The following is a 26930-nucleotide window of genomic DNA, read 5'->3' on the forward strand; positions in this document are numbered from 1 at the left end:
TTTTTATAGTCTTAGTAATCACCGTTCAAAATGGAGTTCTTGACGATAACGTAGTCGACCTTGCGAATCGCTTCCAGGTCGCGGCCACCAGCATAGGAAATCGATGACTGGAGGTCTTCTTGCATTTCCTGGAGCGTATCCTTGATGGAGCCGCGGAATGGGACCAGCATTTGTTTGCCTTCGACGTTCCGGTAGGCACCCTTCTGAACTTCCGAAGCAGAGCCCCAGTATTGCTTATACTGCTTGCTATCAATTGTAATTACGTGACCGGGAGACTCGAGGTGACCGGCCAGCATGGAGCCAATCATAACCATTGAGGCCCCGAAGCGGACGGACTTGGCGATGTCCCCGTTGTGGCGGATCCCGCCATCCGCGATGATTGGCTTTCGGGCAGCCTTAGCGCAGAGCCGGATTGCAGCCAATTGCCAGCCCCCGGTTCCGAAGCCGGTCTTGAGCTTGGTAATGCAGGCTTTGCCGGGGCCGACCCCGACCTTGGTTGCATCCGCGCCAGCGTTTTCTAAGTCCCGCACGGCTTCCGGAGTCGCGACGTTGCCGGCAGTCACAAAGCTGGTCGGCAGTTGCTTTTTGATGTACTGGATCATTTTAATAACAAAATCCGAATGACCATGGGCGACGTCAATTGTAATGTATTCTGGAACCGATTGTTCGGCCTTTAGCTGATCGATGAAGTCGTATTCAGCATCCTTGATGCCGACAGAAATAGAGGCAAATAGCCGCCGGTCATGCATCCGTTGAACAAAGGCCAGCCGGTCCTCAGGCTGGAAACGGTGCATGACGTAGTAGTAACCGTTTTGCGCTAGCCAGACTGCTAAATCTTCGTCAATGACGCTTTCCATATTTGCCGGGACAACCGGGATTTTAAAGGTCCGCGGGCCAAACTGAATGCTGGTATCAGCCTCTTTCCTGCTCTTGATCACGCACTTATTCGGAATCAGTTGAATATCATCATAGTCGAACGTTTCCACAATAACGGCTCCTTTTCGTTAAAAAATTCCGTTAGTTATTATGCACTAAACTTTGTCATCCGTCAATGATAATTTCGTACAATTTTGTCAATAATTTTAAAAATAGTTCGATTCATCATTGACCTTTAGGGTGAACTTCGGTAGGATAAGGAAGTAAAAACGTCTTTTTACGAAAATAAACGATGAGGTGAAAATAAATGTCATCAGTTGTTATTGTTGGTAGTCAATGGGGAGACGAGGGAAAGGGTAAGATGACCGATTACCTGAGTCAGGACGCGGATGTCGTTGTTCGTTCCCAGGGTGGTAACAATGCCGGGCACACGATTGCCTTCGATGGTAAGAAGTTCGCGCTGCGGCTGGTACCGTCCGGCATTTTTGGAAAGGACAAGTTAGCGGTAATTGGTAACGGCGTTGTTATCAACCCACCAGCCTTGTTGAAGGAATTGCATTACCTCCAAGACAACGGGATTGACATCTCGGGCCTGCGGATTTCCAGCCGTTCTCACGTTACCTTCCCTTACCACATTCTCTTGGACAAGTGCCAGGAAGAGGCTAAGGGTGATCACAAGGTCGGCACGACTAAGAACGGGATTGGCCCAACCTACATGGACAAGGTTTCCCGGGTCGGTATCCGGATGTGCGACCTGCTTGAAAAGGATACCTTCGAGACTAAGCTGCGCCGGAATCTAGCGGAAAAGAACGAGCTGTTTACTAAGCTCTACCACGTCGACCCAATCAACTTCGATGATATTTTTGAAAGCTACTACGAGTACGGTCAAGAACTGAAGAAGTACGTTACCGACACTTCCCGGATTGTCAACGACGCCCTTGATAATGGCCAACGGGTTCTCTTTGAAGGGGCCCAGGGGGTAATGCTGGACGTCGACCAGGGAACCTACCCATACGTAACTGCTTCAAACCCGATTGCCGGTGGTGTCTGCACCGGGGTTGGGGTTGGCCCGAACAAAATCAATACCGTTGTCGGCATCTGTAAGGCCTACTCGACCCGGGTCGGTGCTGGTCCGTTCCCAACTGAGCTGACGGATGAAATTGGTGACCGGATCCGTGAGACTGGTCACGAATACGGGACCGTTACTGGACGGCCACGGCGGGTCGGCTGGTTCGACAGCGTAGCCATGCGGCATGCTCGGCGGGTTTCTGGGATTTCCTGCCTCAGTCTAAACCTGCTGGACGTCCTGACTGGCTTGAAGACTGTCAAGATTTGTAAGGCTTACAAGCTGGACGGCAAGGAAATCGACTACTACCCAGCCAGCCTCAAGGAATTGGACCGTTGTGAACCAGTTTACGAGGAACTGCCGGGCTGGGATGAAGACATTACCGGGGTCAAGAAGTTTGAGGACCTGCCGGTGAATGCCCAGAACTACCTCAAGCGTGTCAGCGAGTTATCCGAAGTACCGTTGGCAACTGTGTCCGTTGGTGCCGACCGGATCCAAACGATTATCGTTAAGAACCCGTGGGAATTAGCTGAATAGTTAAAAATAAGTAAGGTTTTGGCCGTGGGGCTGAAACCTTTTCTTATTTCTGGCCAAAACGCGGTACAATATTACTAAATCAACAGAATGAGGGATGAAGATGGCAAACTTGACAATTACAGTGAGCCGGCACTACCTGGACTGGCCGCTCCACCAGACAATCAACCAGGCCGACCTGGTTCGGCAGCTTGGCGTGCACGTAACCGGCAGCAATGGAGAAGATTTGATGAACAAGCTCGTGATTAACTTGACCCAGGTCAACATTGACCAACAGGGTGAGTATCCGGTGATGCTGAGCGCGATGGATGCTACCGGGCAGACAGCTCAGCAGAGTGTCACCCTGCACGTCCGTCCGGCGGAACAAGTTGGCAATAGTCAGCAGGCCGCGGCTCCGGCACAACAGACAAAGGGTAAAAAACGGAACTGGCTGTTAGCAATTTTGGCAGTTATTATTCTCCTGCTGGTGTGGTGGGGAGTGAGCGCTCATCACCGTGCCCAACAGCAGGAACAGGCCGCTAATAATGCCCAGCAAAGCAGCCAGATTTCGGATAATTCCAGTAGCATCGCTAAGCTGAGTTCCGATAACCAAAAGCTGGCTAACCAGGTTGCCCAGCTGAAGGGTGCCGCCAAGCAGTACCAAAAGGATCATGACCAGCAGGCCTTGAATGAGCGGTTGGATCAAATTCAGTCGCAAAACCAGGAATTGCTTAACCAAGCCCAAAACTCAACCACTAAGGAACACCTGAATGAGGTTACTAACGTTGTTAACCAGGTGCGGCAAGATCCGGATAACGGTGTTAGCGTTGTGAATGACCTGAAGAACCAGCCGGGCTTTAATCAAATTTGGACTACCGTTTCCCAGCGCCTGTCGACTTGGCTGAGTCGCTTTAGTAATTAAACGATTGACAGTGGATTGGGAGCCAATTACAATAAAATAAATAGTTTCCTTTAAGTGGCCCAGTGAGACCGGCAAGGACCGATGGAATGTTGTTCTCCGTTAGTTACTTGTGCTGCTAACGGAGCTTTTTGGTTGGAAGAGAGAGTGGAATTAAAAAGGAGTGGCAATTATGGCACATGAAATCGTTGATGGCTCAAGTATGCAGCGGGCATTGACCCGGATTACCTACGAGATTATCGAACAAAACAAGGGGGTCGAAAACCTGGTCTTTGTGGGGATCAAGACCAGGGGGATCTACCTGGCTGAGCGGCTCGCTAAACGGTTGAACCAGCTGGAAAAGGTCGACGTTCCGGTGGCGGCCCTCGACGTGTCGCTATACCGTGATGACCGTCATGTGCCAGACCACCATATCGAACCAACCGTCAACACAAAGCAGCTGGATGTCGATATTACTGACAAGCACGTGATCCTGGTCGATGATGTGCTCTTTACCGGTCGGACAGTGCGGGCAGCCTTGGATGCCTTAATGGACATGGGCCGGCCGAAGCGAATTTCACTGGCTGTGCTGGTCGACCGGGGCCACCGGGAGTTGCCAATCCGGCCGGACTTCGTGGGGAAGAACATCCCGACTTCCTCTGACGAAACGGTCCACGTGGCTGTGGAAGAATACGATGGTCACGAGGACATTACAATTGAACGCAATTAGGTAAGCTAAAAGGGAGCGTGACAGAAGTCATTTATGACTTCGTCTTCACGCCCCTTTGTGTACTGCGCTGTTCGCTTTTTGTTAAAGTAATAGGACTTATGTCACAGCCCTTTTTATGTGTCGGGGAATGTTTCCCGGGAAATTATTTTTCCTTCCAGTAACGGGCATTGGTTAGGATTTGCCGGGAGCGTTCGTCTGCTGGCCGGTAACCTTTATTGAAGAGGTGCCGGAAGTACATCATGTTGTAGAAGAAGGCAAAAACGACGGAGGGAATTGGAAATTCCAATAGCCAGTTAAGGCCAAAGAACAGGGCCACCAGGGCGTAGTCCAGGTCTAAGACGATGATTAACAAGAAGTTGTAATAGTCGCCCCGAAAGAGTGCCGGTAGTGGGCCAAACCAGAGGGTCGTCCATGAGATTCCCACCTTGGCGATCCGGATGTCACCCTGATCGTTAACAATCTTGGTGTAATTTGGTGGGAGGGGGAGATTATTCAAGTTAAACGGGTTTTGGTCATTATTATTGTTGTTGCCAAATGGGTTTTGCATATCTCTTGTCCACTTCTTTCTGTTAAATAATAATGATAACACATTCGGGTGACTGACACTACTTTAGTGCCGGAGAGACAGCTTGACGACAGCTTCACAGCGGGCCGTCTGGGGCATCATGTCGATGGGCTGGATGTAGTCAACGTGGTAGACGCTGGTTAGCCGCCGGAGATTGCGGGCTAAGGAGGCCATTCCACAGGAAACGTAGGCAAATTTGCGGGGCTTGACCCGTAGAATCTGTTTAATCAGTTCGTCATCTAAACCGGTCCGCGGTGGATCGACAACCAGGGCGTCAAATTGCAACCCTTCATCGAGCCAGCGCGGCATCAGCTCTTCGGCCTTGCCAACTTCGTACTGGGCGTTGGTAATACCATTTAGCTTGGCATTGGCATTGGCGTCCGCGACGGCCTCAGGGATGACTTCCATCCCCCGGACGGCCTTCACCCGGGAGGCCAGCGAAAGACCGATGGTACCAATCCCGGCATAGGCATCAATCAAGGTGTCTTCCGGGGCGAGTTCCAGGGCTTCAGCAGCCTGCTCGTAGAGGACCTCCGTTTGTTCCGGGTTCAGCTGGAGGAAGGACCGGGCGGAGAGTTCAAAGTCGAGCCCCATCAAACTTTCGGTGATGGTCTCCTTCCCTGCCAGGTGGATCATTTGCTCACCCCAGACAAGTGGTGTATCACCGGGATTGACGTTTTGCATGACGGAAACGACCTCTGGCAGCTGCTGGGCGATGGCTTCCAGGAAGGGCCGCTTGTGAATCAGCTTGGGGGTATTGGTGATCAGGGTCAATTGGAGTTCGCCGGTTGTCCAGGATTCGCGGACGACGATGGTCTTGATAATGCCGCTGTTGTGGTCTTCATCGTAAACGGGGATTTGCAAGTCCTCAATCAATTGGACGACCGTCCGGACAACCTTCATTGTCCGGGGCATTTGAACCGCACACTCCTGCATATCAACGAGGTCATGGCTGTTAGGCTTGTACAGGCCCGCCGCCACGTGACCGTCCACCATCCGGACCTGGAACTGAGCCTTGTTGCGGTAATGATATTCTTCCGGTGCCTCAATCGTCCGGCGAACGTCATAGTTGCGGTAGCCGTATGGTTGAAACTTTGCGAGACTATCAAGGACGACCTGCCGCTTAAAGGCCAGCTGCTGCGGGTAGGCGAGGTTTTCCAGCTCAAACCCGCCAGCAACATTGGCGTAGCTATCCCGCGGGGTGACCCGGTGACGGCTGCGCTTGCGGATGCGGTGGATGGTTGCCTCTAAGAAACGGGGATGAATACGGGTAACTTCGGCAACCACGACTTCGCCCGGGAGCGCGCCGGAAACAAAGCAAACCTTGTGCTTGTAGTAGCCGATTCCGTGCCCATTTACGCCCAAGCGGCGAATCGTCAGCGGGAAACGCTCCCCAATGTTAACCTCAACGTCCGTTTTTACTTGCTCTTTTGCCATGTTTTTACTCCGTTCATTATAATATCCCTTCATTTTACCATCTTCAGCCGGGGAGTGGGGAAATGATAAGGCTAAGATTATAACCAAATCGTTGAAAAGTATCTATTAAGTGGAAAGAATACTAATAATTAGCCTGCTTTGGTGTCGCTGGCATTGAAATTATAGTAAAATGGCAGTGTGAAATGTTGCATAAATAATTATAAGGAAGTGACAAGTTTGAAGATTGCTGCGATTGCAGGATCCAATGCGAACCATTCTTATAATCGAATGCTGTTAGAGTACATCGCGAAGGACTTTCGCGACACTGACGATGTCGATGTGATTGACATTCGCAAGGTTCCACTATTTAACGAAAACTACAAGGGTAAGACACCGGACGTAGTAGCTGATATTGACCGCCGGGTAGCTGCGGCCGATGCGGTGATTATTGCCAGTCCCGAATACAACCACTCAATTACCTCCGCACTAAAGAGTATGGTAGAGTGGCTTTCTTATGAGCTGCACCCGTTGGAGAACAAGCCCGTTATGATTATCGGGGCTTCGACCCACGAGCAGGGTTCTTCCCGTTCACAGGTTCAGTTGCGGGATATTTTAATTTCTCCTGGGGTCAACGCCCACGTCTTCCAGGGAGAAGAATTCTTTATGAGCAACGTTGCCAGCTTGATGGATGAGGATGGCAACATTACTGACCCAGGGACAATCAAATTCCTCGAAAAGTGCATGCGGGAATTTAAGCCCTACGCAGCGGCGATTAACGGGATGGTTGCGAAAAAGGAGGAGGCAAATAACTAATGAAAATTTTAGCGCTTGTCGGAACGAACGCAAACTTCTCCTATAACCGGATTTTACTCCAGTTCATGAAGAAGCACTTCCAGCAGATGGCCGACATTGAAATTTACGAAATTAGCAAGTTGCCCGCTTTCGGGGTCGACGTCCCGCTGAGTGAGCAGACAGAGGTATGGAAGCTCAAGCAGAAAGTCAAGGCCGCGGATGGGGTGGTGTTCTCCACGCCCGAATACGACCACGGGATTCCAGCAGCCCTCAAGAGCGCGACGGAATGGTTATCCTACCACACCGAAGTTTTGAAGCATAAGCCGGTGATGGTTGTTGGGGTTTCTTACGGACGGCAAGCCTCTGCCCGTTCGCAGGTTCAAATGCGGCAGATTCTGATTTCACCTGACTGTGATGCCAACCTCCTTCCCGGAAACGAAGTGCTGATCGGTGGTGCGAGCCGGGTCTTTTCTAAGGACGGCCGCTTGATCAACGCCGAGATGCGTGACAACCTGGAAAAATGCTTTACGCACTTTATCGAATACATTCAAGTATTTAAGAATATTACTAAGGAGGAAGCTGAGATGCCTATTAAACGCCCAACTATCAGTGATGCTTACATTAACTTCCCGACTGGCCGCTTGACCCTGAAGGAAGTTCAACAGATTTTCAGTACGATTCCGTTTGAAATTGACCTGGTAGATAGCTCTGACCGCTTTGCTTGGTACTCAGACAAGCCCAACCGGGAACACGTCCGCAGCGTGGCTTCGCTGAACGAACCGGTTACGGAATGCCACCCGCCAAAGGCTGTTCCGATCGTTATGCAAATTATCAACAGCTTCCGTGATGGCAAGAAAGATGTTGTTACCCGGCCATTATGGATGAACGGCCACCGCTCTCTGATTCAATACTACGCCCTGCGCGATGTTGACGGCCACTACCTGGGGACGATCGAATTTACGGGGAGTGTTGAATACATCCTCAACCTGTTTGAAAATGGCGGCTGGGACCAGAATCCGGACGCGACGACTGGTGCCTCCAAGCATGATGATGCTCCAGCAGACGCGGCGGCACCCGTTGCTGATGCTTCAACTGGTGCTTCGGAATCCTCTGCTGACGATGACACTGCTAGCCCTGCGGAAGCCGCAGGAACGCCAGCTGCGGATAGCGAAGATGGCGACGACGCAACGACCGGCGCCTCCGAAAGTGGCAGTGTGGATGCTGACGACGAAACTGCCGATGCTTCTACCGGTGCCTCCGAAAACTAGGGATGGCAAGTGAATTGATGGCCCAGCAGCACAGCATGGTTCACCGGGCCCTGGGGACCAAAATTGTGCTGACGGTCTATGGGGACGAGTATTTTCCCCTGCTGAGCCAAGCGATGAAGATGATTGATGGCTACGAGGACCGGCTGACGGTCAACCGGCCGGTCTCCGAGGTGATGGCGGTCAACCAGGCTGCCGGGCGGACCCCTAAATTAGTGTCGCCAACGACCTATGAACTGGTCAAGCTGGCGGTTCATTATAGTCGGGAGAATTTTGGCTTCAATGCCCTGATCGGCCCGCTGGTAAAGCTGTGGAAAATCGGTTTTGCCGGGGCGAATGTTCCTAGTGACCAGGCGATTAAGGACCGGCTCCGGCTCATTGATCCCTACCAGGTGCTGCTGGATGATGATAACCGGACTGTCTACCTCGAGCAGCCGGGGATGGAATTGGACCTGGGCGGGATCGCAAAGGGCTACATTGCCGACCGGGTCCGGGACTTTTGGCTGGCTCAGGGAGTTCCTGCTGGGATCATTAACTTGGGCGGCAACCTGGTTTTTGTCGGTCAATCACCCCGGCGAGCAGACGGTCAGTGGATTATTGGTGTCCAGGACCCGCAGCTCAAGCGGGGGCATGACCTGGAAACGGTTCGCCAGCCGGCGTGCTCGGCGGTGACCTCGGGGATTTACGAGCGCTTCCTGGTAAAGGACGGGCGGCGTTACCATCACCTTTTGGATCCCCGGACTGGCTACCCGCTGGAGACCGACCTTAGCAGCGTAACGGTCTTTACTGACCAGTCGGTGCTGGGTGAAATCGAGGCCAAACGGCTCTTCTTTAACGGGGCGCCCTTGGCTGGCTGGGCGAGTCACCCGGGCAACCGGGGGGCGGTCTTTATTCACAATGACGAACGCGTCGAAAATATAAATATTTAAAATGGGGGACGGCCGCTGAGCACTAGCTGTATGCTTGGCGGCCGTCTTTTTTGGTGAGAAATAATTAAATTTCGATTGCTTAATTTGAATAAATGTAATATGATAATGGCAAAATCAAACACGGAAGCATTTCAAGTAGGTTATTCAGAGAGGCCGCGGCTGGTGTGAGCGGCTGACCGAAACTCCGGTGCTGTTAAATGTGGGCGGGTAATGCCGCACGGCGGATGGCCGTTATCCATCACGAGGGTGACAGTTTGACTGTCGAACTTGGGTGGTACCGCGGAACTAAGAGCCATTTCGTCCCAAAATTTTTGAGGATGGAATGGCTCTTTTCGTTAGGAGGAATTCAGATGCTAGATATTAAGAAGATTCGTCAAAACCCAGACTTTTACAAGCAAAAGCTCGCTACCCGGGGTATTCAGGCGGAAGAAATCGATGAAGTCCTGGCCCTTGACCAAAAGCGGCGGGACCTGCTTCAGCAGACGGAAACGATGAAGGCGCAACGGAACGCCGCATCAAAGAAAATTGGTGAAGCCAAGCGCAACGGTGAATCCGCGGATGAAGCCATCAAGGAAACCCGGGAACTCGGCGATAAGATCAAGCAGCTGGACGAACAGGTCGAAGCTAACGACGAAGAACTGCACGACAAAATGTCCCGCCTGCCTAACGTTCCGCACGATGGTGTCCCGGTCAGCCTGACCGAAGACGGGGCCGTTGAACTGCGGAAGGTCGGCAGGATCCGTGACTTTGACTTTGAACCCAAGCACCACTGGGACGTTGGTGAACAGCTTGGCATCCTTGACTTTGACCGGGCTGGGAAGGTTTCTGGCTCCCGGTTCGTCTACTACCTTGGCTTGGGGGCGCAGCTGGAACGGGCCGTTTACAACTTCATGCTCGATGAACACATGAAGGATGGTTATACCGAAGTGCTGCCGCCATACATTGTTAACGCCGACTCCATGTACGGGACGGGGCAGTTCCCGAAGTTCAAGGAAGGGGTCTACCAGGTCAATGGCGAAGACATGACCCTGATTCCGACGGCGGAAGTGCCGTTGACCAACTACTACCGTGGCGAGGTCATCCCAGAAGAAGAACTGCCGGTTTACGTGACTGCCCTGACGCCTTGCTTCCGTTCTGAGGCGGGGGCTGCTGGCCGGGATACCCGGGGCTTGATCCGGATGCACCAGTTTAATAAGGTTGAAATGGTGAAGTACACGAAGCCAGAAAATTCATGGGATGAGCTTGAAAAGATGACGGCCAATGCCGAAAATATCCTGAAGAAGCTGGACATTCCGTACCACGTGATCACTTTGACAACGAGTGATATGTCCTTCACCGCTTCTGAGACCCACGACCTGGAGCTGTGGATGCCTGCCCAGAAGAAGTACCGGGAAGTTTCCAGCTGTTCTAACTGCCTGGACTTCCAAGCACGGCGGATGCACACCCAGTACCGGGACGAAAACGGTAAGCTGCAATATGTTCACACCCTGAACGGTTCTGGACTAGCAGTCGGCCGGACCGTGGCTGCAATCTTGGAAAATTACCAAAACGCGGACGGCTCCGTGACGATTCCAGAGGTCTTAGTACCTTACATGCACGGGGTAACCAAGATTACCAAGGAAAACGCGGTACCATTCCGGAATAAGAAGTAACTAGCAATCGCAAGAGAGTGAGAGAACACCGAAAATCGGCTGGCAAGCTGGTTTTCGGTGTTCGTCTTTCGCCGCGCGGCAAAACGGTTGGCCTGTCTGCCAGCTGACTGCGCCCCCCTCCGCGATTTCTGTTCATCTCCACCTATGCCCTATATATAATTTCTGTTATAATTAACGGGGAAGTAACTTTAATTTTTACGGGGGGTTATTAGTGATGGTAAACAGAAACGTTAATCAGGCGGAAGTTAAGCAGCGGTTCAGCTTGCGAAAGCTCAAGATTGGCACCGTATCAGTACTCTTGGGGGCCACTTTCTTCCTCCTTGGTGGCAATGGTTCGGTCAAGGCGGATACGGCTAACCCTGGTTCGGCCACCGTCCAAGTTTCGGCGAGTCACCAGGAGCAGGTAAACAACCAGCAGCAGACTCAGGATGCAATCAAACTGGTTCAACAGGACCTGGGCGATAATGGCGAAGTCCAGAGCGACCAGGCGGTAACGATTGACCGGACCATCCACTACCAAGAACAGGGAACTAATAAAACGCTGGCGGATGATGCTAACCAAAATATCAGTATCGTGCCCTACTACCAGCTTGGGCACGTCACGGTTAACTACGTCGACCAAGATGAAGGCAATAAGGTTTTTGCTTCTAAACCGTTGAGTGGCCGGCGCGGGAGTGCGGTTAACTATGATGCGCAAAACACTATTTTTGATTATGAAAATATGGGTTATGAATTAGTGTCGAATGATTATCCGCAGGACGCGACCTTTACTGGCACGCCGCAGGTCTTTACGATTGTGTTTAAGCACCTTACAACGCCGGTGACGCCGGACAATCCAAATGTTCCCCGGACAGTTGCTCTTTACGCCGCGGCGGGCGCAGACCAGGCCCAGGACGAGGACGGTCTTTACTATGACCTTGTTCAGGGCAACAAGATTATCGCGAAGGGCTTGACGAAGGATCAGGCCTGGGCAAAACTGGCAGAAATCGTTTCGCCGGAGATTGTTGGTTACCACCTAGTAAACAATAAGCAAAAGGTGATTGACGACCTGATCGCTGACGCCCAGGCGAATAGGCACACCGTCTATACGGTCTACTACACCCGGGACCAGCAGCCAACCCCGACCCCAGCTCCAGGTGAGACACCAACGACGACCCCCGCGGAAACGCCAGTAACGCCGGAAACGACTGGCCACGAGACTGCTACTCCGGTAGGGGGGGTCCAGACTGGCCGGACAGCGCTTGTTAGTGCCACTACTACTAAGCAGGCGGCTTCAGCAACCCAATTGCCGCAAACGGGGACGCAAGCAGGACGGGAGAGTGTGCTGGGCTTAGGCGTAGCAATGCTCACCACGCTGTTTGGCCTGTTGGGAATTAAGAAACGCGAATATTAAAACGGAAACCGCTGGCGGCAGTGATACTGCTACCGGGAGTTCCTACCAAGAATCATCAGGGTCCAGATTTCGGCAGTGCCGGAGCTGGGCCCTTTTTAGTACCGCAGCCCCGTTTTGGAAATTGACTGAGAAAGTTCTAACCAAAACAGGATTAGCCATCAAAACTGCTTAATAAAATTAAGCACTCTCCCGGTTCTACATTAACTTTTCACTATGTAAGAGCGCTTTCACGTTGGATAAATACACGATTCTCGTATATCTATTCACTTCCGGCTTCACAGATGATAATGTATTATCAACGTTAAAATTTGATTAGAAAAGGAGTCGGTAGATGATGCGGAGAACGGTTTTAAGAAAGTGGCTAACCGCCGTTGTTGCAGTCGTTGGGATTGCAGTGGGGTGGTTATTAGTCGAACCACAGAGCGTGTCAGCTGCGGAACCGACTTATACCTTTGCCACCAACAACACCTTTGCCCCCTTTGAAATTCAGGATAGCAAGGGTGGCTACTCGGGGAAGAACCCCGGAATCGAAATTGAAATTCTGAAGAAGATTGCCAAGCACGAGCACTTTAAATACAAGCTCAAGCCAATGAGTTTTAACGGGGACCTGCAAGCCCTCGAAGGCGGCCAGGTGGATGCCGTGATTGCCGGAATGAGTGTGACGGACGAACGGAAAGCCAAGTTTGACTTTTCCAAAGCCTACTACACGGATGGGGTAGAAATGGCGGTTGCCAAGGACAGTAAGATTCACTCCCTCAAGCAGCTCAAGGGCAAGACCGTTTCCGCTAAGGCGGGGACCAGTGCCGCCCTCTTCTTGAAGAAGAACCAGAAGAAGTACGGCTACCAGATCAAGTACTTCGATTCCTCCAACACGATGTGGAACGACGTCAAGAACGGCAACACGGCCGCAACCTTTGATGATGGGCCGGTTCTGGAATACGGGATCAAGACTGGGGTCCCGCTGAAAATCGTGACGAAGAAGCCAATCGACGCCCAGCCGGTGGCCGTTGGTTTCCAAAAGGGCAAGAACCTCGCCCTGCAAAAGAAGATTAACAACGGGATTGACTGGCTGAACGAAACCGGTCAGATGAAACAAATCGTTGACAAGTACACCAAGAGTGACAAGACGGCGAAGTCCAGCACGGCTAGCCGGACCATCTGGGGCCTGCTGAAGGCCAACCGGGTCGCCCTCCTGAACGGGTTATGGATGACCATCCAATTGACGATTGTCGGGATTGCTTTGGCCCTGGTCTTCGGCCTGATCCTCGGGGTGCTGGGAGTAATGCAGAGCAAGGTTGCCAACGCCATCTCCAGTACGATTATTTACATCTTCCGGGGGCTGCCAATGATCGTTTTGGCCTTCTTCATCTACATGGGGTTGCCAAACGTGATTGGTCATAAGGTACCGCTCTTCCTCGCTGGGGTTGTGACCCTGATGCTTGACGAAGGGGCCTACATTGGGGCCATCGTTAAGGGTGGTTTTGACGCCGTGGACCCTGGACAGTGGGAAGCTGCGCGGAGCCTTGGTTTGCCATACCGCAAGGCCCTAGTCAAGGTCGTTGCGCCGCAGGGGATTAAAATCATGGTACCGTCACTGGTCAACCAGTTCATCATTACCTTGAAAGATACGTCGATCCTGTCGGCCATCGGGGTGATGGAGCTGACCCAGACGGGGACCGTGATCATCTCGCAAAACATGGAAGGGTTCCGGATGTGGCTGATTATCGGGACAATCTACATTATTATCATTACCCTGTTAACTTGGTTGTCAAACTACATTCAAAAGAGGATGGCTTAATATGGATAAACAATATAAGGTACAAGTAAAAGACTTACACAAGAGCTACGGTAAAAACGAAGTCCTCCAGGGAATCAATTTGAACGTCTTACCGAGCGAAGTGGTCTGCATGATTGGCCCGTCTGGTTCCGGTAAGAGTACCTTCCTGCGCTGCCTGAACCGGCTGGAGGTGCCGAACGGCGGTCACATTTACGTTGATGGCTATGATATTGCGGACCCGAAAATCAACATTAACAAGGTCCGGGAAAACATCGGGATGGTCTTCCAACACTTCAACCTCTTCCCGAACATGACGGTGCTGGAAAACGTGACCCTTGCACCAATTCAGCTGAAAAAGGCCAACAAGGAACAAGCAGTCGAAGAAGCACTCCACTACCTGGAAATCGTTGGCTTAAAGGAAAAGGCGAACGTCAACCCGAAGACCCTCTCCGGGGGCCAAAAGCAGCGGGTGGCAATTGCCCGTGCCTTGGCGATGAAGCCCGACGTGATGCTCTTTGACGAACCGACCAGCGCCCTTGACCCTGAAATGGTGGGGGACGTCCTGGAAGTAATGAAGAACCTGGCAAACCAGGGAATGACAATGATTGTCGTCACCCACGAAATGGGCTTTGCCAAGCAAGTCGCAGACCGGGTCGTCTTCTTCCACGATGGCAATATCCGTGAGCAAGGGACGCCAGAACAGATTTTTGATCACCCGCAGCACGCCGATACGCAGAACTTCTTGGATAAGGTATTAAACGTTTAGTGCTTAATAAATTAACGTGAACATACTTGCCTAGTGACGCCCTTGGTTTATAATACTAAGGACGTCTTAGCTGTCTTCAAGGAGGGATTCGATGGCTAATAAAAATGAACCAAAATTGGAACGATCGCTGAAAAGCCGTCATGTGATGATGATCGCGATTGGTGGTGCGATCGGGACCGGGCTGTTCTTAGGCTCCGGTGAAGCAATTAAGCAGGCCGGCCCGGCAATCATTCTTTCGTACTTAATCGTGGGGATTTTTGCCTTCTTTATGATGCGGGCCCTCGGTGAACTGATTTTAGCGGACCCGACCAAGCACTCCTTCATTGAACTGATCAAGGTGTACCTGGGCGACCGGGTCGAATTTATCGCCGGTTGGATGTACTGGGCCTGCTGGCTGACCCTGGCGATGGCCGACCTGACCGCCACCGGGATTTACCTGCGCTACTGGTTTCCCAGCCTGCCGCAGTGGGTGGGCCCGCTGGTAATCATCATTCTGCTGATGCTGGTCAACATGGTCAACGTCGGCCTCTTCGGTGAACTGGAGAGCTGGTTCTCGATGATCAAGGTCGTGGCGATTTTGCTGCTGATTGGAATCGGCGTGGTGCTGATTGTGATGCACGCCCGGGTTAACGGCCGCTTTGTTGAGTTGCAGAACCTAACCCGGTACGGGGGCTTCTTCCAGAACGGCCCGGTGAACTTCTTAATGTCTTTCCAGATGGTTGTCTTTGCCTTCGGGGGGATTGAGATGGTTGGCCTGACCGCGGGGGAAACTAAGGACCCGGAAAATGATATCCCCAAGGCGATTAACTCCCTGCCAGTCCGGATTGGGCTGTTCTACATCGGCTCGATGATTGCTCTGATGTCGATCTATCCGTGGTTCAAGATTGAAACAACTTCGAGCCCCTTCGTCCAAGTCTTTGCTGCCATCGGGATTCCAGCTGCGGCGGGAATCGTGAACTTCGTGGTACTGACTGCGGCGATGTCAGCAACCAACAGTGCCATTTTTAGTACCAGCCGGTCGCTTTATTCGCTTGCCCGGGGCGGTAACGCACCGCGGTCCTTCGGCAAGCTGAGCACGAAGGTTGTGCCGAGTCGGGCCCTGTGGTTTTCCTCGGCCATCCTCTTTATCACGGTGGTCCTGAACTACATCATGCCAGCGGGAATCTTTAACTTTATTGCCAGCGTCTGCACGATTGCCTTTATCTACATCTGGCTAATCCTGCTCTTCGCCCACATCCGCTATCGGCAGCAGAATCCTGCTGGTGCCGCGGCCTTTAAGATGCCCGGTTACCCGGTCACCAGCTGGCTGACAATCGTGTTCTTTGCGGCCGTACTGGTCGTGCTGCTCTTTAGTGCAACCAGCCGGATCCCGGTTTTGGTATCCTTCGTCTTTCTCGCAATTCTTGCCGTGGTATATGAAATAAAAAAACGGCGGCAGGCGCAAAAGTAGGCTATTATCGGAATGGCAGCGATTGCAAGAGACGAATAATTAGACTAAATTGCTAAATTTCGTTTGACATTTATGATAGAATACTTATAATTATTAGTAAATTCTAATCACTGGTTAACAGAGACCCTCACAAGTGCTGAAAGTAGGGACCAGTTTAATGGCATGTTCGTAAAAGTGGGTGGTTCCCTTATCGACTGAGAGGTAGTTCACGAATAGTGGGCTATGAAGATGGGTGGAACCGCGTTAAAAACGTCCCTGGCTAAAGCTAAAGCCAGGGACGTTTTTTACGTTCACGCTGAAAATGACTAAGGAGGTCAACAATATGGATGAACAGCAAAGCCAAAAACTGCAACGCTCGCTAAAGAGCCGTCACATTACGATGATTGCCATCGGTGGGGCCATCGGAACGGGATTATTCCTGGGCTCCGGTTCTGCCATCCACGCTGCCGGTCCATCGATCATCCTTTCTTACTTGATTGTTGGGGTCTTCATCTTCTTCATGATGCGGGCCTTGGGGGAATTGCTGCTGGAGGACCCCTCCCGCCATTCCTTTATCGACGCCATTCAATACTACCTGGGTGACCGGATGGAATTCATCGCTGGCTGGATGTACTGGGCCTGCTGGCTGACCCTGGCGATGGCCGACCTGACGGCCACCGGGATCTACCTGCGCTACTGGTTTCCCAACCTTCCACAATGGGTCGGACCACTGGTCATCGTGGTAGCGCTGATGCTAATCAACATGATTAACGTCGGCCTCTTCGGTGAGCTGGAGAGCTGGTTCTCGATGATCAAGGTCCTGGCAATCGTTGCTTTGATTATCACCGGATTAGTGCTGATTCTGCTGCACAGCCACGTTGAAGGTCGGACGGTATCACTAAGTAACCTGGTCAACCAGGGAGGCTTTTTCCCAACAGGACTAGCCGGTTTCCTGGTCTCGTTCCAGATGGTCGTCTTTGCCTTTGTCGGCATTGAGATGGTCGGCCTGACGGCGGGGGAAACCCGGAATCCGCAAAAGGATATTCCGAAGGCCATCAATACCCTGCCAGTTCGGATTGGTCTCTTCTACATCGGTTCGATGATTGCCCTGATGTCCATTTATCCCTGGTTCCATGTCAAGACGACTTCCAGCCCCTTCGTGCAGGTCTTTGCGGCCATCGGTATTCCCGGAGCGGCAGGGATTTTGAACTTTGTGGTGCTGACCGCGGCAATGTCGGCCACTAACAGTGCTATTTTTAGTACCAGCCGGTCGCTCTACGCCCTGGCCGAAAGCGGCAACGCGCCGCAACGCTTCAAAGAGCTGAGTCCCCAGGCGGTTCCGACCCGGGCACTGACTTTTTCGACCATTATCTTATTTGTTACCGTCATTTTGAACTACATTATGCCAGCAGGAATCTTCGATGTTATCGCCGGAGTTTCGACAATTACCTTTGTCTTTACCTGGCTGATTATCCTCTTTGCCCACATTAAGTTCCGGCAGGCGCACCCGGCGGGGATCACCAGCTTCAAGATGCCTGGTTATCCGCTCACCAGTTGGCTGACGATTATCTTTTTCTTCGGCGTGCTGGTCATCCTCTTGTTCATTGATACCACGCGGATTCCGTTGATTATTTCCGTGGTGATCTTTGTTCTGTTGGCAATCGGGTTTAACTACACCCCAAAGGGAAAAAAGAAATAAAATTTTTTCAAAATGAGATACTGACCAAACTAGGGTTAAACAGTTTAGAAGCAGTGAGCTAACCACTCAAAAACCGCAAATCGTCTAAGTTTGCTAATCGCTACCAACGTTGTCATGCCGCGGTTTGTTTGACCTCATAGTGGCAATGGATTATACTAAAAATGTGAAAGGGCGACGGCTAGTTTTGAACAAACATCTTCTCATAATAAACTACTTTAAAGCTGGTTAATTAATAACACGATAATTAACGACACCCCACTCCACATGAAACGCTTTAGTTTCCTTGAAAAGTATGGTAGCTAAAAATTAGTGGCCATATCTACAACCTTAAATGATTGAGCTTCAGTTCTTCATCCTTGGCGGAAGAACGCAAGATACGTTAACAAACCTTAATAGAGTTAACCGCGGCTGTTGTCCTTTCATTGGGAGCACGGAGACATCTACTTGTCTCCGCTTTTTTGTTATAATGATGGTCCTTGGCAGGGGCGGTCCCGGTAACAAGCAGTGAGTTTGTGACTGGGACTTCTTTTTTGTCAGTACTGAGGAAGCGCTTTCGAGAAATTTCAGCGAGTTTGTGAACGCTTCCAGAATCAGTAAAACGTTTCAATAACCGCGATAAGTAAACCGATTTATGACCTATTAGCGCAACTAAACCGTTCTCAGTTCACAAACTTGTTTATATTTAAGCCTTTACACAAGTTTGTTTTTAAGATATTCTTAAAGTCGTAAAGTTGTCTCGTCGAACAAAGCAATTATAATTTTTTCGATTTTAGTAGTAGAGGCGACAGTGTTTATTACATGGATTTTTTATTAAGGGGTGTATACAACCATGTATCTTGCAATCAATATTCTAGGTTTGATTGTTTTCCTAGCGATTGGTTGGCTGTTCTCAAAGAACCGCAAGGCCATCAATTGGAAGACGGTTGCCATCATGGTCGTGCTGAACTTGGTTTTGGCATGGTTCTTGACGGGTTCTTCAGCGGGCCGGGCCGGTGTTAAGGCCGCTGCTGACGGCTTCGTTTGGATTGTTGACGTGTCCGCAAAGGGGACGGTCTTCGCACTGGGTGACTGGTACAACGTTAAGAACTTGAACTTCATTTGTTCTGCGCTGATGCCAATCCTGATGATTGTTCCGCTGTTCGACATCTTGACTTACATCGGCTTCCTGCCATGGATTATCAAGTGGATCGGACGGGGACTTTCCTACATCACTGGTCAACCGAAGTTTGAATCATTCTTCGCTGTTGAAATGATGTTCTTAGGGAACACTGAAGTGCTGGCCGTTTCCGGGATGCAAATCCGGAAGATGAGCAAGGAACGGAACTTGACACTGGCCATGATGTCAATGTCTTGTGTTACTGCTTCTATTCTGGGGGCCTACATTGAAATGATGCCGGGTCAATACATTTTGACTGCTGTTCCAATCAACATTATCAACGCGCTGATTGCCACTAGTATGTTAAACCCAGTTCACCTTTCACCAGAAGAAGACACCATCGAAAAGGTTGGTGCAACCGACAACGGCAAGAAGGAACCATTCTTCAGCTTCTTGGGTGACTCCATCCTGGGCGCTGGTAAGCTGATCCTGATCATCGTTGCAAACGTTGTTGCCTTCGTTGCCTTAGCTGCTCTGATTGACAAGATTCTGGCATTGTTCTGGAAGCCACTGTCACTCGAAAGCATCCTGGGTGTAATTATGTTCCCATTCTCCTGGTTACTTGGTCTGCCAGTTCACCAGGCATGGCAATTGGCCCAAGACATGGGGATGAAGTTAGTTACGAACGAATTCGTTGTTATGGGTAAGGTTACGGCTGACATCGCCCACTACCCTGAACACTTGAAGGCCTGCCTGACGGTCTTCGTTACTTCCTTCGCCAACTTCGGTACCCTTGGAATGATCATCGGTGCCTTCAAGGGCTTGGCTAACAAGGAAGATAACGACTACATCGCTTCTAACATTGGCTACCTGCTGTTGTCTGGTATCTTGGTATCACTCTTATCAGCTGCCTTTGTTGGCCTGTTCGTTTGGTAAAAAATTAAAGCAGCTTGCGGGCTGCTTTTTTTAACCTAAAGGCTCGTAAACGCTTGCAATTCAAACAAGGAGGAATTTACAATGACTACTAAAATTATTATGGATACTGATCCGGGGATTGATGATGCTGCTGCTTTGACCATGGCGATTAACGATCCGTCAATCGACCTGAAGCTGGTAACGGCCGTGGCTGGGAACGTCACTGTTGATAAGACGACCGCCAACGCCTTGAAGATTATCCACTTCTTTGGCAAGGACATTCCAGTAGCTGCTGGGGCAGAACAACCGCTGATCAAGCCGTTTGAAGATGCAGCCCGGATTCACGGTGAATCAGGGATGCCGGGGTACGACTTTGGCAACGACTACGGTCAGCCAATCAAGACGACGGCGGTTGAAGCCCTCCACGATGCTATCATGGCCGAAGACGAAGTTACCCTGGTGCCAACTGGTTCCTACACCAACATCGCCCTGCTTTTCAGTGAATACCCAGAAGTGAAGAGCCACATCAAGCGAATCGTTGCCATGGGTGGCTCGATGTCCGGCGGTAACATGACCAGCGTGGCTGAATTCAACGTCTTTACTGACCCTGACGCTGCCCGGATCATGTACAACTCCGGTATTCCGATTGTCATGGTTGGCCTTGACGTTACTTTGAAGGCCCTCCTGACCAAGGACACCATTGAAAAGCTCGGTCAGATGAATAAGACTGGTGAAATGCTACACGCCCTGATTACCCACTACAACGACGGTACGGACGAAGGGCGGCCGATGCACGACGTTAACACCATCTTCTACCTGCTCCACCCGGAAGCGTTTACCACTAAGAAGATGTGGGTCGACGTTCAGACGGAAGGTCCAACAATTGGTGCCACGGTTGGCGACGTGCGGGCGGCTTACCACGACGGCAAGACGAACGCGGAAGTCTGCTTAGACATCGACGCGGACTACTTCAACAAGTGGTTCCTGGATGAAGTTAGCAAGATGAACTAAGCACCATTTGTTCGGGTGCGAAACGGGGTTGGGAATTAACTCAACCTCTTTAATACTTTAAAGTTAGTAATGCCTCAGCGCAGTAGCTGGCTGGCAGTTCAAACGCTGATAAATCAGCATTTGAACTGCCCCAAATAGGCTAGCTGCGCGTCGAAAGACAAACGTCTAAAATCAGCTTGTCAGCCGATTTTAGGCGTTTTTTCTCACTNACTGCCCCAAATAGGCTAGCTGCGCGTCGAAAGACAAACGTCTAAAATCAGCTTGTCAGCCGATTTTAGGCGTTTTTTCTCACTCTCTTGTTGTTTTAAAGTTGGCGCGGCGTGGTGCTGGGATGGGAGCGTCAAACCAGGACAGTTGCTTCTGTCCACCTGCCTTTCATTTCCCGGGAAATAATTGCCGATTATCTCAGGCCAAGCAGTTGAAAGAGCGGCCATTTTAGAGTACAGTATAAGGGTACGTGAAACATAAATGTTTCACGAAAAGGAGCGCTTACTTAAATGAACCCAGAACAATTTCAACAGGCACTTGCTGATCGGGGGATTAACCTTACCGACCGGCAGATGCAACAATTTGCTGATTACTACCAATTGTTGGTGACGACCAACCGGCAGGTGAATTTGACCCGGATCACAGAAGAAAACGATGTGTACCTCAAACACTTTTACGACTCATTGACGGGGGCATTTGCTGAACCGCGGCTCCAGACCGAGCAGCTGACCCTTTGCGACATTGGTGCCGGCGCCGGCTTTCCATCGCTGCCGCTCAAAATTGCTTTTCCCCAGCTCCAAGTAACCATTGTTGATTCCCTGAATAAACGAATCAACTTTCTGCAGGAGCTAGTTGCTAAGTTGGGTCTGAGCGGGATCACCCTGGTTCATGACCGGGCGGAGACGTTTTCAGCAAAAAAGGCGGCAAACCGGGAAAAGTATGACCTTGTCCTTGCCCGTGCGGTTGCCCGGCTCAGTGTTCTAGCTGAACTGTGCCTTCCCGCAGCGCGGGTCGGCGGTGAGCTAGTAGCGTATAAGGCGAGTGCGGCCGACGACGAACTGGCGGACGCACAAGGGGCAATCAGTAAGCTGGGCGGCGAAGTGCAGAAGGAGTTTGCAATGACTCTGCCAGGAACTGCTGACCAGCGCAAGATCATCATCATCGATAAGGCCACGGCAACGCCACCGAAGTATCCCCGTCGTCCGGGCCTGCCAAATAAGAAACCGTTATAGAAGTAAGGAGGATGAAAGATGGCTTTTTCATTATTTAACTTTGGGAAGAGCGACAGTAATGACAGCAAGCAGAAGGTCGTAGAGATCAAGCTCGACCAGATTGTTCCTAACCGTTATCAGCCCCGCCAGGTCTTTGATAAGGAAGGAATCCAGGAACTGGCCCAGACGATTGACGAACACGGCCTGCTCCAGCCGATTGTAATTCGGGAATACGAACCCGCTAAGTACGAAATCATTGCTGGGGAGCGGCGTTTTCGCGCGATGAAGCTGTTGCAGTGGGAAACCGCGCCGGCAATTATCGAAAAAATGAGTGATCATGAGGCCGCCTCCCTTGCCTTAGTAGAAAATCTCCAACGCTCCCAACTGAGTTCGGTCGAGGAGGCCCAGGCCTACCGTCGGCTGATGGATCTCAACCACTTGACCCAGGCGGCCTTAGCGAAGGGGATGGGCAAGAGCCAGTCCTTTGTGGCGAATAAGCTGCGCCTCCTCAAGCTGATCAAACCGGTGCAAACGGCCATCCTTGACCACCGGATTTCTGAACGGCACGGACGGGCAATGTTGGACCTCAACGAGAAACAACAGCGTGAGATGCTGATGCGGGTAGTCAATAACCGCTTGACGGTTCGCCAAACCGAAGACGAAGTGGCCCGGTTGTTGGGCCGGCCACTGCCGTCAGAAATTGCCAAACAGAAAGCGGCCGCTCGTCAGCGGGAATTATCCACGATTGCCCCGGTCGCCGAACCAGGCCAGGAAGCAAGTCCCGCCCCGGCGCCGGCTAATGACGCGACCCCGGCTAACAAGCCGGCGAAGAAGGCTCCCCGCAAGAAGAATAAGACGAAGCCAGCCAAGCAGATCAATGATGCCCGGTTAGCGTTGAATACGATTAAGAAGTCAATCAAACTGGCAACTGATAGTGGTTTTAAGGTCACGACCAAGGAATCGGACAACGACCAATCCTACCAGCTGGTAATTGAGATTCCGAAGAAGCAGTAGGAGGCATATTAATGGGTTCAGTAATTGCATTAGCTAACCAAAAAGGCGGCGTGGGTAAGACCACCACGAGCGTTAACTTGGGTGCCTGCCTGGCAGACCAGGGCCAGCACGTTTTGTTAATTGACCTTGATCCCCAGGGGAACGCCACCAGTGGCTTAGGAATTGAAAAGCGCAATATTGAAAAGAGTGTCTACGACGTTTTAATCAATGATGAGCCACTAGCCAATGTCATCCAGCATTCCAGCCATCCGGGCTTGGACATTGCACCGACCACCATTGAGTTATCCGGGGCGGAGATTGAGCTGACGAACTTGATGGCGCGGGAGACCCGGCTCAAGGATGCCTTTGGGGACGTCAAAGATGACTATGACTTTATCCTGATTGACTGTCCGCCGTCGTTGGGACTGTTGACCATCAACGCCTTTACCGCTTGTGACTCCATTTTGATTCCGGTCCAGAGTGAATACTATGCTTTGGAGGGGCTGAGCCAGCTGCTGAACACAATCAAGCTGGTTCAAAAGCACTTCAATCCGGCGCTCAAAATTGAGGGCGTTCTTCTGACGATGTATGACAAGCGAACCAACCTCGGCCAGCAAGTTAACGCGGAAGTTAAGAAGTTCTTTGGCAATCAGGTCTACCAGACCGTGATTCCACGCAACGTCCGTCTATCGGAAGCCCCGAGCCATGGCTTGGCAATTGTCGATTATGATAAACGGTCGACCGGTGCCGCAGTCTATCAAGCATTAGCAAAGGAAGTGTTGGCGAATAATGGCAAAGCGTAAAAAGGGCGGCCTTGGTCGCGGAATTGAAGCCCTATTTGAAGAAAATACCATTGAAGAGCCGGTAAATGGCGAGACGGTCCAGGATGTTAAATTGTCACTAATCCGCCCCAACCCCTACCAGCCGCGGCGGACATTTGATTCCGCGGCTTTGCAGGAGCTGGCCGATTCAATCAAGGAAACCGGTGTTTTTCAGCCGGTTATCCTGCGGCAGCCGGATGCGGCGGTCGAACGGTATGAGCTGATTGCCGGTGAACGGCGCTTTCGGGCGTCAAAAATGGCCCGGCAGGAAACGATTCCGGCGATTGTGCGGAATATGACCGATGAACAGATGATGGAGGTCGCGGTCCTCGAAAACTTGCAACGGGAAGACCTGACCCCCTTGGAAGAGGCTCAGGCCTACCAGACGCTGATGGACAGGCTTTCCCTAACGCAGGCTCAGGTTGCTAACCGCTTGGGCAAGAGCCGGCCTTACATCGCCAACTACTTACGCTTGCTCGGCCTGCCACCCCTGATCAAGGAAGCCTTGAACGAGGGGCGGCTCTCAATGGGGCAGGCCCGGACGATTCTGGGACTCAAAGATAAAAAGCAGCTGGTCGGTCTGGCGAAGCGGGCGATGGACAAGAACTTGACTGTCCGCCAACTGGAGGAAATCGTTGCCCAAATGAATGGGACCAGCAAGAAGAAGGCCCAGAAGAAGGGACAGCGGAAGCCCGTTTACCTGCGGGAGGCAGAAGCCCAGCTGCAAAGCAAGTTTGGTGCGAAGGTCGCTGTTTCACAAAGTCGCAAGCGCGGTGCCGGCAAGATTGAAATTCCGTACACGTCCAATGATGACTTAACCCGGATTTTGGAAGTATTAAACATCTCTTTAGACTAGGAGGGACTTAACCATGGCAGCTTATGATAAGGGCGATGTTGTTTTGATGAAGAAAGCCCACCCCTGTGGCACCAACCGCTGGCTGATTACCCGGGTCGGCGCTGATATTAAAATCCAGTGCCAGGGCTGCGGCCACGTCGTCATGATGACCCGTCAGAAATTTGATAAGGGCTTTAAGAAAGTCCTTGAAAAAGCACCAGCAGACAATCAATAATTAGGTGTTCTTAGTTAAAAAATATAATTAAAAAGGAAAGTGAAGATTTCATGTCATTAACTGCAGGAATTGTCGGCTTGCCAAACGTCGGCAAGTCAACGTTGTTTAACGCAATCACGAAGGCGGGCGCTGAAATGGCTAACTACCCGTTTGCCACGATTGACCCGAACGTGGGGATGGTGGAAGTGCCGGATAAACGCTTGGACCGGATTCAAGAACTGATTCCGGCTAAGAAGATTGTTCCGACCACCTTTGAATTTACCGACATCGCCGGGATCGTCAAGGGTGCCAGCAAGGGTGAAGGACTGGGTAACAAGTTCCTGGAAAACATCCGGCAGACCGACGCCATCGTTCACGTGGTGCGGGCCTTTGACGACGATGACATCACCAGTGTTTCCGGGAAGGTCGACCCAATCGAAGACATCGACACCATCAACCTGGAACTGGTCATGGCGGACCTCGATGCCGTTAACAAGCGCTTAGCCAAGGTTCAGCGGGCAGCCAAGGGCCGTGATAAGGACGCCCTGGCTGAGCTGGCGGTGCTCAACAAGATTAAGCCGGCTCTGGAAGACGGGAAGAGCGTACGGTCCCTCGACTTTAGCGACGATGAAAAGAAAATCGTCAAGGGCCTCTTCCTCCTGACCAGCAAGCCGGTGCTCTACGTGGCCAACATCGCGGAAGATGATATGGCGGATCCAGATGCCAACAAGTACATGGACCAGATTAAGGAACACGTGAAGGACGACGGTGAAGTCATCGGTGTGGCTGCCGCGGCCGAAGAACAGATTGCTGAAATGGACGATGCCGATAAGGCGGACTTTTTGGAGATGGAAGGGGTGACCGAACCAGGGTTGAACCGGTTGATCCGGGCAGCTTACAAGCTCCTGGGTCTGGAAACCTTCTTTACTGCCGGGGGTCCCGAAACCCGGGCTTGGACTTACCGGAAGGGCACGAAGGCCCCTCAAGCGGCTGGAATTATTCACTCTGACTTTGAACGGGGCTTTATCCGGGCCGAAGTAATGAGCTTTGAAGACCTGGACCAGTTAGGCTCAGAGGCGGCCGTTAAGGAAGCGGGTAAGCTGCGGCTGGAAGGAAAAGATTACGTCATGCAGGACGGCGACATCGTTGAATTCCGCTTCAACATTTAAGCGCCGTTAAACTCAGAAAAGTAAAGTGATGAGAGGAGTTTCACATTGAGCGAGGAACAACCACGAAATGCGCAGGCCGGCCAACGGCAAAAACAGCGTGAGAAAGCCCAACGGCAAGAAAAGGGCAACGCTTTTGCTAATTTTGGCCTGACCCGGAAAAACGAAGAATTTATTTATCAGCTAAACAAACAGCTTGACCGGCTGGGTGTCGCTAAGGACAAGCGGGACACGATGATCAACGAGACGGTTGCCAAGCTGCAGGCTGGTCAAAAGAAGGGGCAGACCGCGAAGACCCTTTTTGGCACGCCGACGGAATACGCCAAGGAATTAAAGAATCCGAAACCTAAGGATGAACCGGCGGATGGCAAGCAGTCGATGAAACTGTTGTCCATTGACAATACCCTGATCTTCTTTAGTATCTTTACCTTCATGTACGGAATTATGTTCCTGCTGTCGCCAGAAATCCTCAAGACGAAGCAGTATGGTAGCTCTGGAATTACCGCAATCGTCCTCGTGGCGGTCATCGGGGGTGTCCTCTTTAGCTACATTATGCTCCAGTTGCAACCGCGGGGTCGGACGAAGAAGCGGCCACTGGCGACCCGGATTTTAATCCTGGTCTGTGGGCTGATCCTCTGGCTGGGAATCTACATGATGGCTAGCTGGCTGCCGAACGTGATTAACCCACGGCTGAATGCTTGGGTCTACATCATCTTGGGGATGGTGGCCTTCGGTGGAGATATGTACTTCCGGAACAAGTACCACGTTTCCGGGGGGTACCCAGTTGGCCGGCATTCGCAACGGCGCTAAAATTATAACAACTGAGATTAGAAGCGAGTGAAACACCGCAAATCGGCTGGCAAGCTGGTTTGCGGTGTTTGTCTTTTACTGCCCAGCTGGCTATTGTGCTGAGC

Annotated in this window: 24 protein-coding genes; 21 read left to right on the forward strand and 3 right to left on the reverse strand. The window is 51.5% G+C overall.

Annotated features, from left to right (window positions below; genetic code table 11):
* Nucleotides 1–11: 11 nt before the first annotated feature.
* A complete protein-coding gene (locus FC49_RS03950; RefSeq protein WP_056984343.1) occupies nt 12–986 on the reverse strand; it encodes a GMP reductase in 975 nt (324 codons plus the stop codon).
* Nucleotides 987–1183: 197 nt separating this feature from the next.
* On the opposite strand from FC49_RS03950, the gene FC49_RS03955 reads away from it, so the two are divergent.
* From FC49_RS03955 to pyrR, 3 genes are all read left to right on the forward strand, one after another.
* Nucleotides 1184–2479, forward strand: coding sequence for an adenylosuccinate synthase (locus FC49_RS03955; RefSeq protein WP_056984344.1), 1296 nt, complete (start codon nt 1184–1186; stop codon nt 2477–2479).
* 100 nt (nt 2480–2579) lie between these two features.
* A complete protein-coding gene (locus tag FC49_RS03960) occupies nt 2580–3377 on the forward strand; it encodes a hypothetical protein (protein ID WP_056984345.1) in 798 nt (265 codons plus the stop codon).
* A 169-nt stretch (nt 3378–3546) separates the two neighbouring features.
* Nucleotides 3547–4083, forward strand: a complete 537-nt coding sequence (gene pyrR, locus FC49_RS03965) for a bifunctional pyr operon transcriptional regulator/uracil phosphoribosyltransferase PyrR (protein WP_003711659.1) — start codon at nt 3547–3549, stop codon at nt 4081–4083.
* Nucleotides 4084–4225: 142 nt separating this feature from the next.
* Here the strand turns inward: pyrR and FC49_RS03970 are convergent, their stop codons facing one another.
* Both FC49_RS03970 and rlmD read right to left on the reverse strand, forming a co-directional pair.
* Complete coding sequence (locus FC49_RS03970; protein WP_056984346.1) at nt 4226–4630, reverse strand: hypothetical protein; 405 nt, start codon at nt 4628–4630, stop codon at nt 4226–4228.
* Between the two features lie 63 nt (nt 4631–4693).
* Nucleotides 4694–6085: a 23S rRNA (uracil(1939)-C(5))-methyltransferase RlmD gene (rlmD, locus tag FC49_RS03975; protein WP_056984347.1), complete on the reverse strand. Its 1392-nt coding sequence runs from the start codon at nt 6083–6085 to the stop codon at nt 4694–4696.
* Between the two features lie 216 nt (nt 6086–6301).
* Between rlmD and FC49_RS03980 the strand changes: the two genes are divergently transcribed.
* The 18 genes from FC49_RS03980 to FC49_RS04065 all read left to right on the forward strand — a co-directional run bounded on the left by FC49_RS03980 (nt 6302) and on the right by FC49_RS04065 (nt 26826).
* Entirely contained in the window at nt 6302–6877 is a 576-nt protein-coding gene (locus FC49_RS03980) for an NADPH-dependent FMN reductase (protein ID WP_003711681.1), read from the forward strand.
* Nucleotides 6877–8124, forward strand: coding sequence for an NAD(P)H-dependent oxidoreductase (locus tag FC49_RS03985; RefSeq protein WP_003711688.1), 1248 nt, complete (start codon nt 6877–6879; stop codon nt 8122–8124). Before FC49_RS03980 ends, FC49_RS03985 begins: the two co-directional genes overlap by 1 nt.
* 2 nt (nt 8125–8126) lie before the next feature.
* Nucleotides 8127–9050, forward strand: coding sequence for an FAD:protein FMN transferase (locus FC49_RS03990; protein WP_003714951.1), 924 nt, complete (start codon nt 8127–8129; stop codon nt 9048–9050).
* Between the two features lie 350 nt (nt 9051–9400).
* On the forward strand, nt 9401–10702 hold the full coding sequence (gene serS, locus FC49_RS03995) for a serine--tRNA ligase (RefSeq protein ID WP_003711685.1): 1302 nt from the start codon (nt 9401–9403) through the stop codon (nt 10700–10702).
* Nucleotides 10703–10916: 214 nt separating this feature from the next.
* Complete coding sequence (locus tag FC49_RS04000; RefSeq protein ID WP_056984348.1) at nt 10917–12095, forward strand: mucin-binding protein; 1179 nt, start codon at nt 10917–10919, stop codon at nt 12093–12095.
* Nucleotides 12096–12429: 334 nt separating this feature from the next.
* Nucleotides 12430–13893, forward strand: a complete 1464-nt coding sequence (locus FC49_RS04005; RefSeq protein ID WP_404802656.1) for an ABC transporter substrate-binding protein/permease — start codon at nt 12430–12432, stop codon at nt 13891–13893.
* 1 nt (nt 13894) lies between these two features.
* Nucleotides 13895–14638: an amino acid ABC transporter ATP-binding protein gene (locus tag FC49_RS04010; protein WP_003711668.1), complete on the forward strand. Its 744-nt coding sequence runs from the start codon at nt 13895–13897 to the stop codon at nt 14636–14638.
* Between the two features lie 91 nt (nt 14639–14729).
* Nucleotides 14730–16088 carry an amino acid permease gene (locus FC49_RS04015; protein WP_056984349.1) on the forward strand — a complete coding sequence of 453 codons (1359 nt, stop codon included), beginning with the start codon at nt 14730–14732 and terminating at the stop codon, nt 16086–16088.
* Nucleotides 16089–16410: 322 nt separating this feature from the next.
* Nucleotides 16411–17766 (forward strand): amino acid permease, encoded by a 1356-nt coding sequence (locus FC49_RS04020; RefSeq protein WP_056984350.1) that lies wholly within the window; start codon nt 16411–16413, stop codon nt 17764–17766.
* An 829-nt stretch (nt 17767–18595) separates the two neighbouring features.
* A complete protein-coding gene (locus FC49_RS04025; RefSeq protein WP_056984351.1) occupies nt 18596–19798 on the forward strand; it encodes a NupC/NupG family nucleoside CNT transporter in 1203 nt (400 codons plus the stop codon).
* An 81-nt stretch (nt 19799–19879) separates the two neighbouring features.
* Entirely contained in the window at nt 19880–20788 is a 909-nt protein-coding gene (rihC, locus tag FC49_RS04030; RefSeq protein WP_056984352.1) for a ribonucleoside hydrolase RihC, read from the forward strand.
* A 497-nt stretch (nt 20789–21285) separates the two neighbouring features.
* Nucleotides 21286–22008, forward strand: a complete 723-nt coding sequence (gene rsmG / locus FC49_RS04035) for a 16S rRNA (guanine(527)-N(7))-methyltransferase RsmG (RefSeq protein WP_056984353.1) — start codon at nt 21286–21288, stop codon at nt 22006–22008.
* A gap of 18 nt (nt 22009–22026) precedes the next feature.
* Complete coding sequence (locus FC49_RS04040; protein ID WP_056984354.1) at nt 22027–23001, forward strand: nucleoid occlusion protein; 975 nt, start codon at nt 22027–22029, stop codon at nt 22999–23001.
* Between the two features lie 11 nt (nt 23002–23012).
* The gene (locus tag FC49_RS04045; protein WP_056984355.1) at nt 23013–23783 is read left to right on the forward strand and encodes a ParA family protein; all 771 of its coding nucleotides are present in this window, start codon (nt 23013–23015) and stop codon (nt 23781–23783) included.
* Complete coding sequence (locus FC49_RS04050) at nt 23770–24657, forward strand: ParB/RepB/Spo0J family partition protein (RefSeq protein WP_056984356.1); 888 nt, start codon at nt 23770–23772, stop codon at nt 24655–24657. Before FC49_RS04045 ends, FC49_RS04050 begins: the two co-directional genes overlap by 14 nt.
* Before the next feature lie 13 nt (nt 24658–24670).
* A complete protein-coding gene (locus FC49_RS04055) occupies nt 24671–24871 on the forward strand; it encodes a DUF951 domain-containing protein (protein ID WP_003711677.1) in 201 nt (66 codons plus the stop codon).
* 50 nt (nt 24872–24921) lie between these two features.
* Nucleotides 24922–26019 carry a redox-regulated ATPase YchF gene (gene ychF / locus FC49_RS04060; RefSeq protein ID WP_056984357.1) on the forward strand — a complete coding sequence of 366 codons (1098 nt, stop codon included), beginning with the start codon at nt 24922–24924 and terminating at the stop codon, nt 26017–26019.
* Between the two features lie 45 nt (nt 26020–26064).
* A complete protein-coding gene (locus tag FC49_RS04065) occupies nt 26065–26826 on the forward strand; it encodes a DUF1129 domain-containing protein (protein WP_003711663.1) in 762 nt (253 codons plus the stop codon).
* Nucleotides 26827–26930: the final 104 nt, after the last annotated feature.

The organism is Limosilactobacillus oris DSM 4864 (assembly GCF_001434465.1).
In the GTDB taxonomy this organism is placed as follows: Bacteria; Bacillota; Bacilli; order Lactobacillales; family Lactobacillaceae; genus Limosilactobacillus; species Limosilactobacillus oris.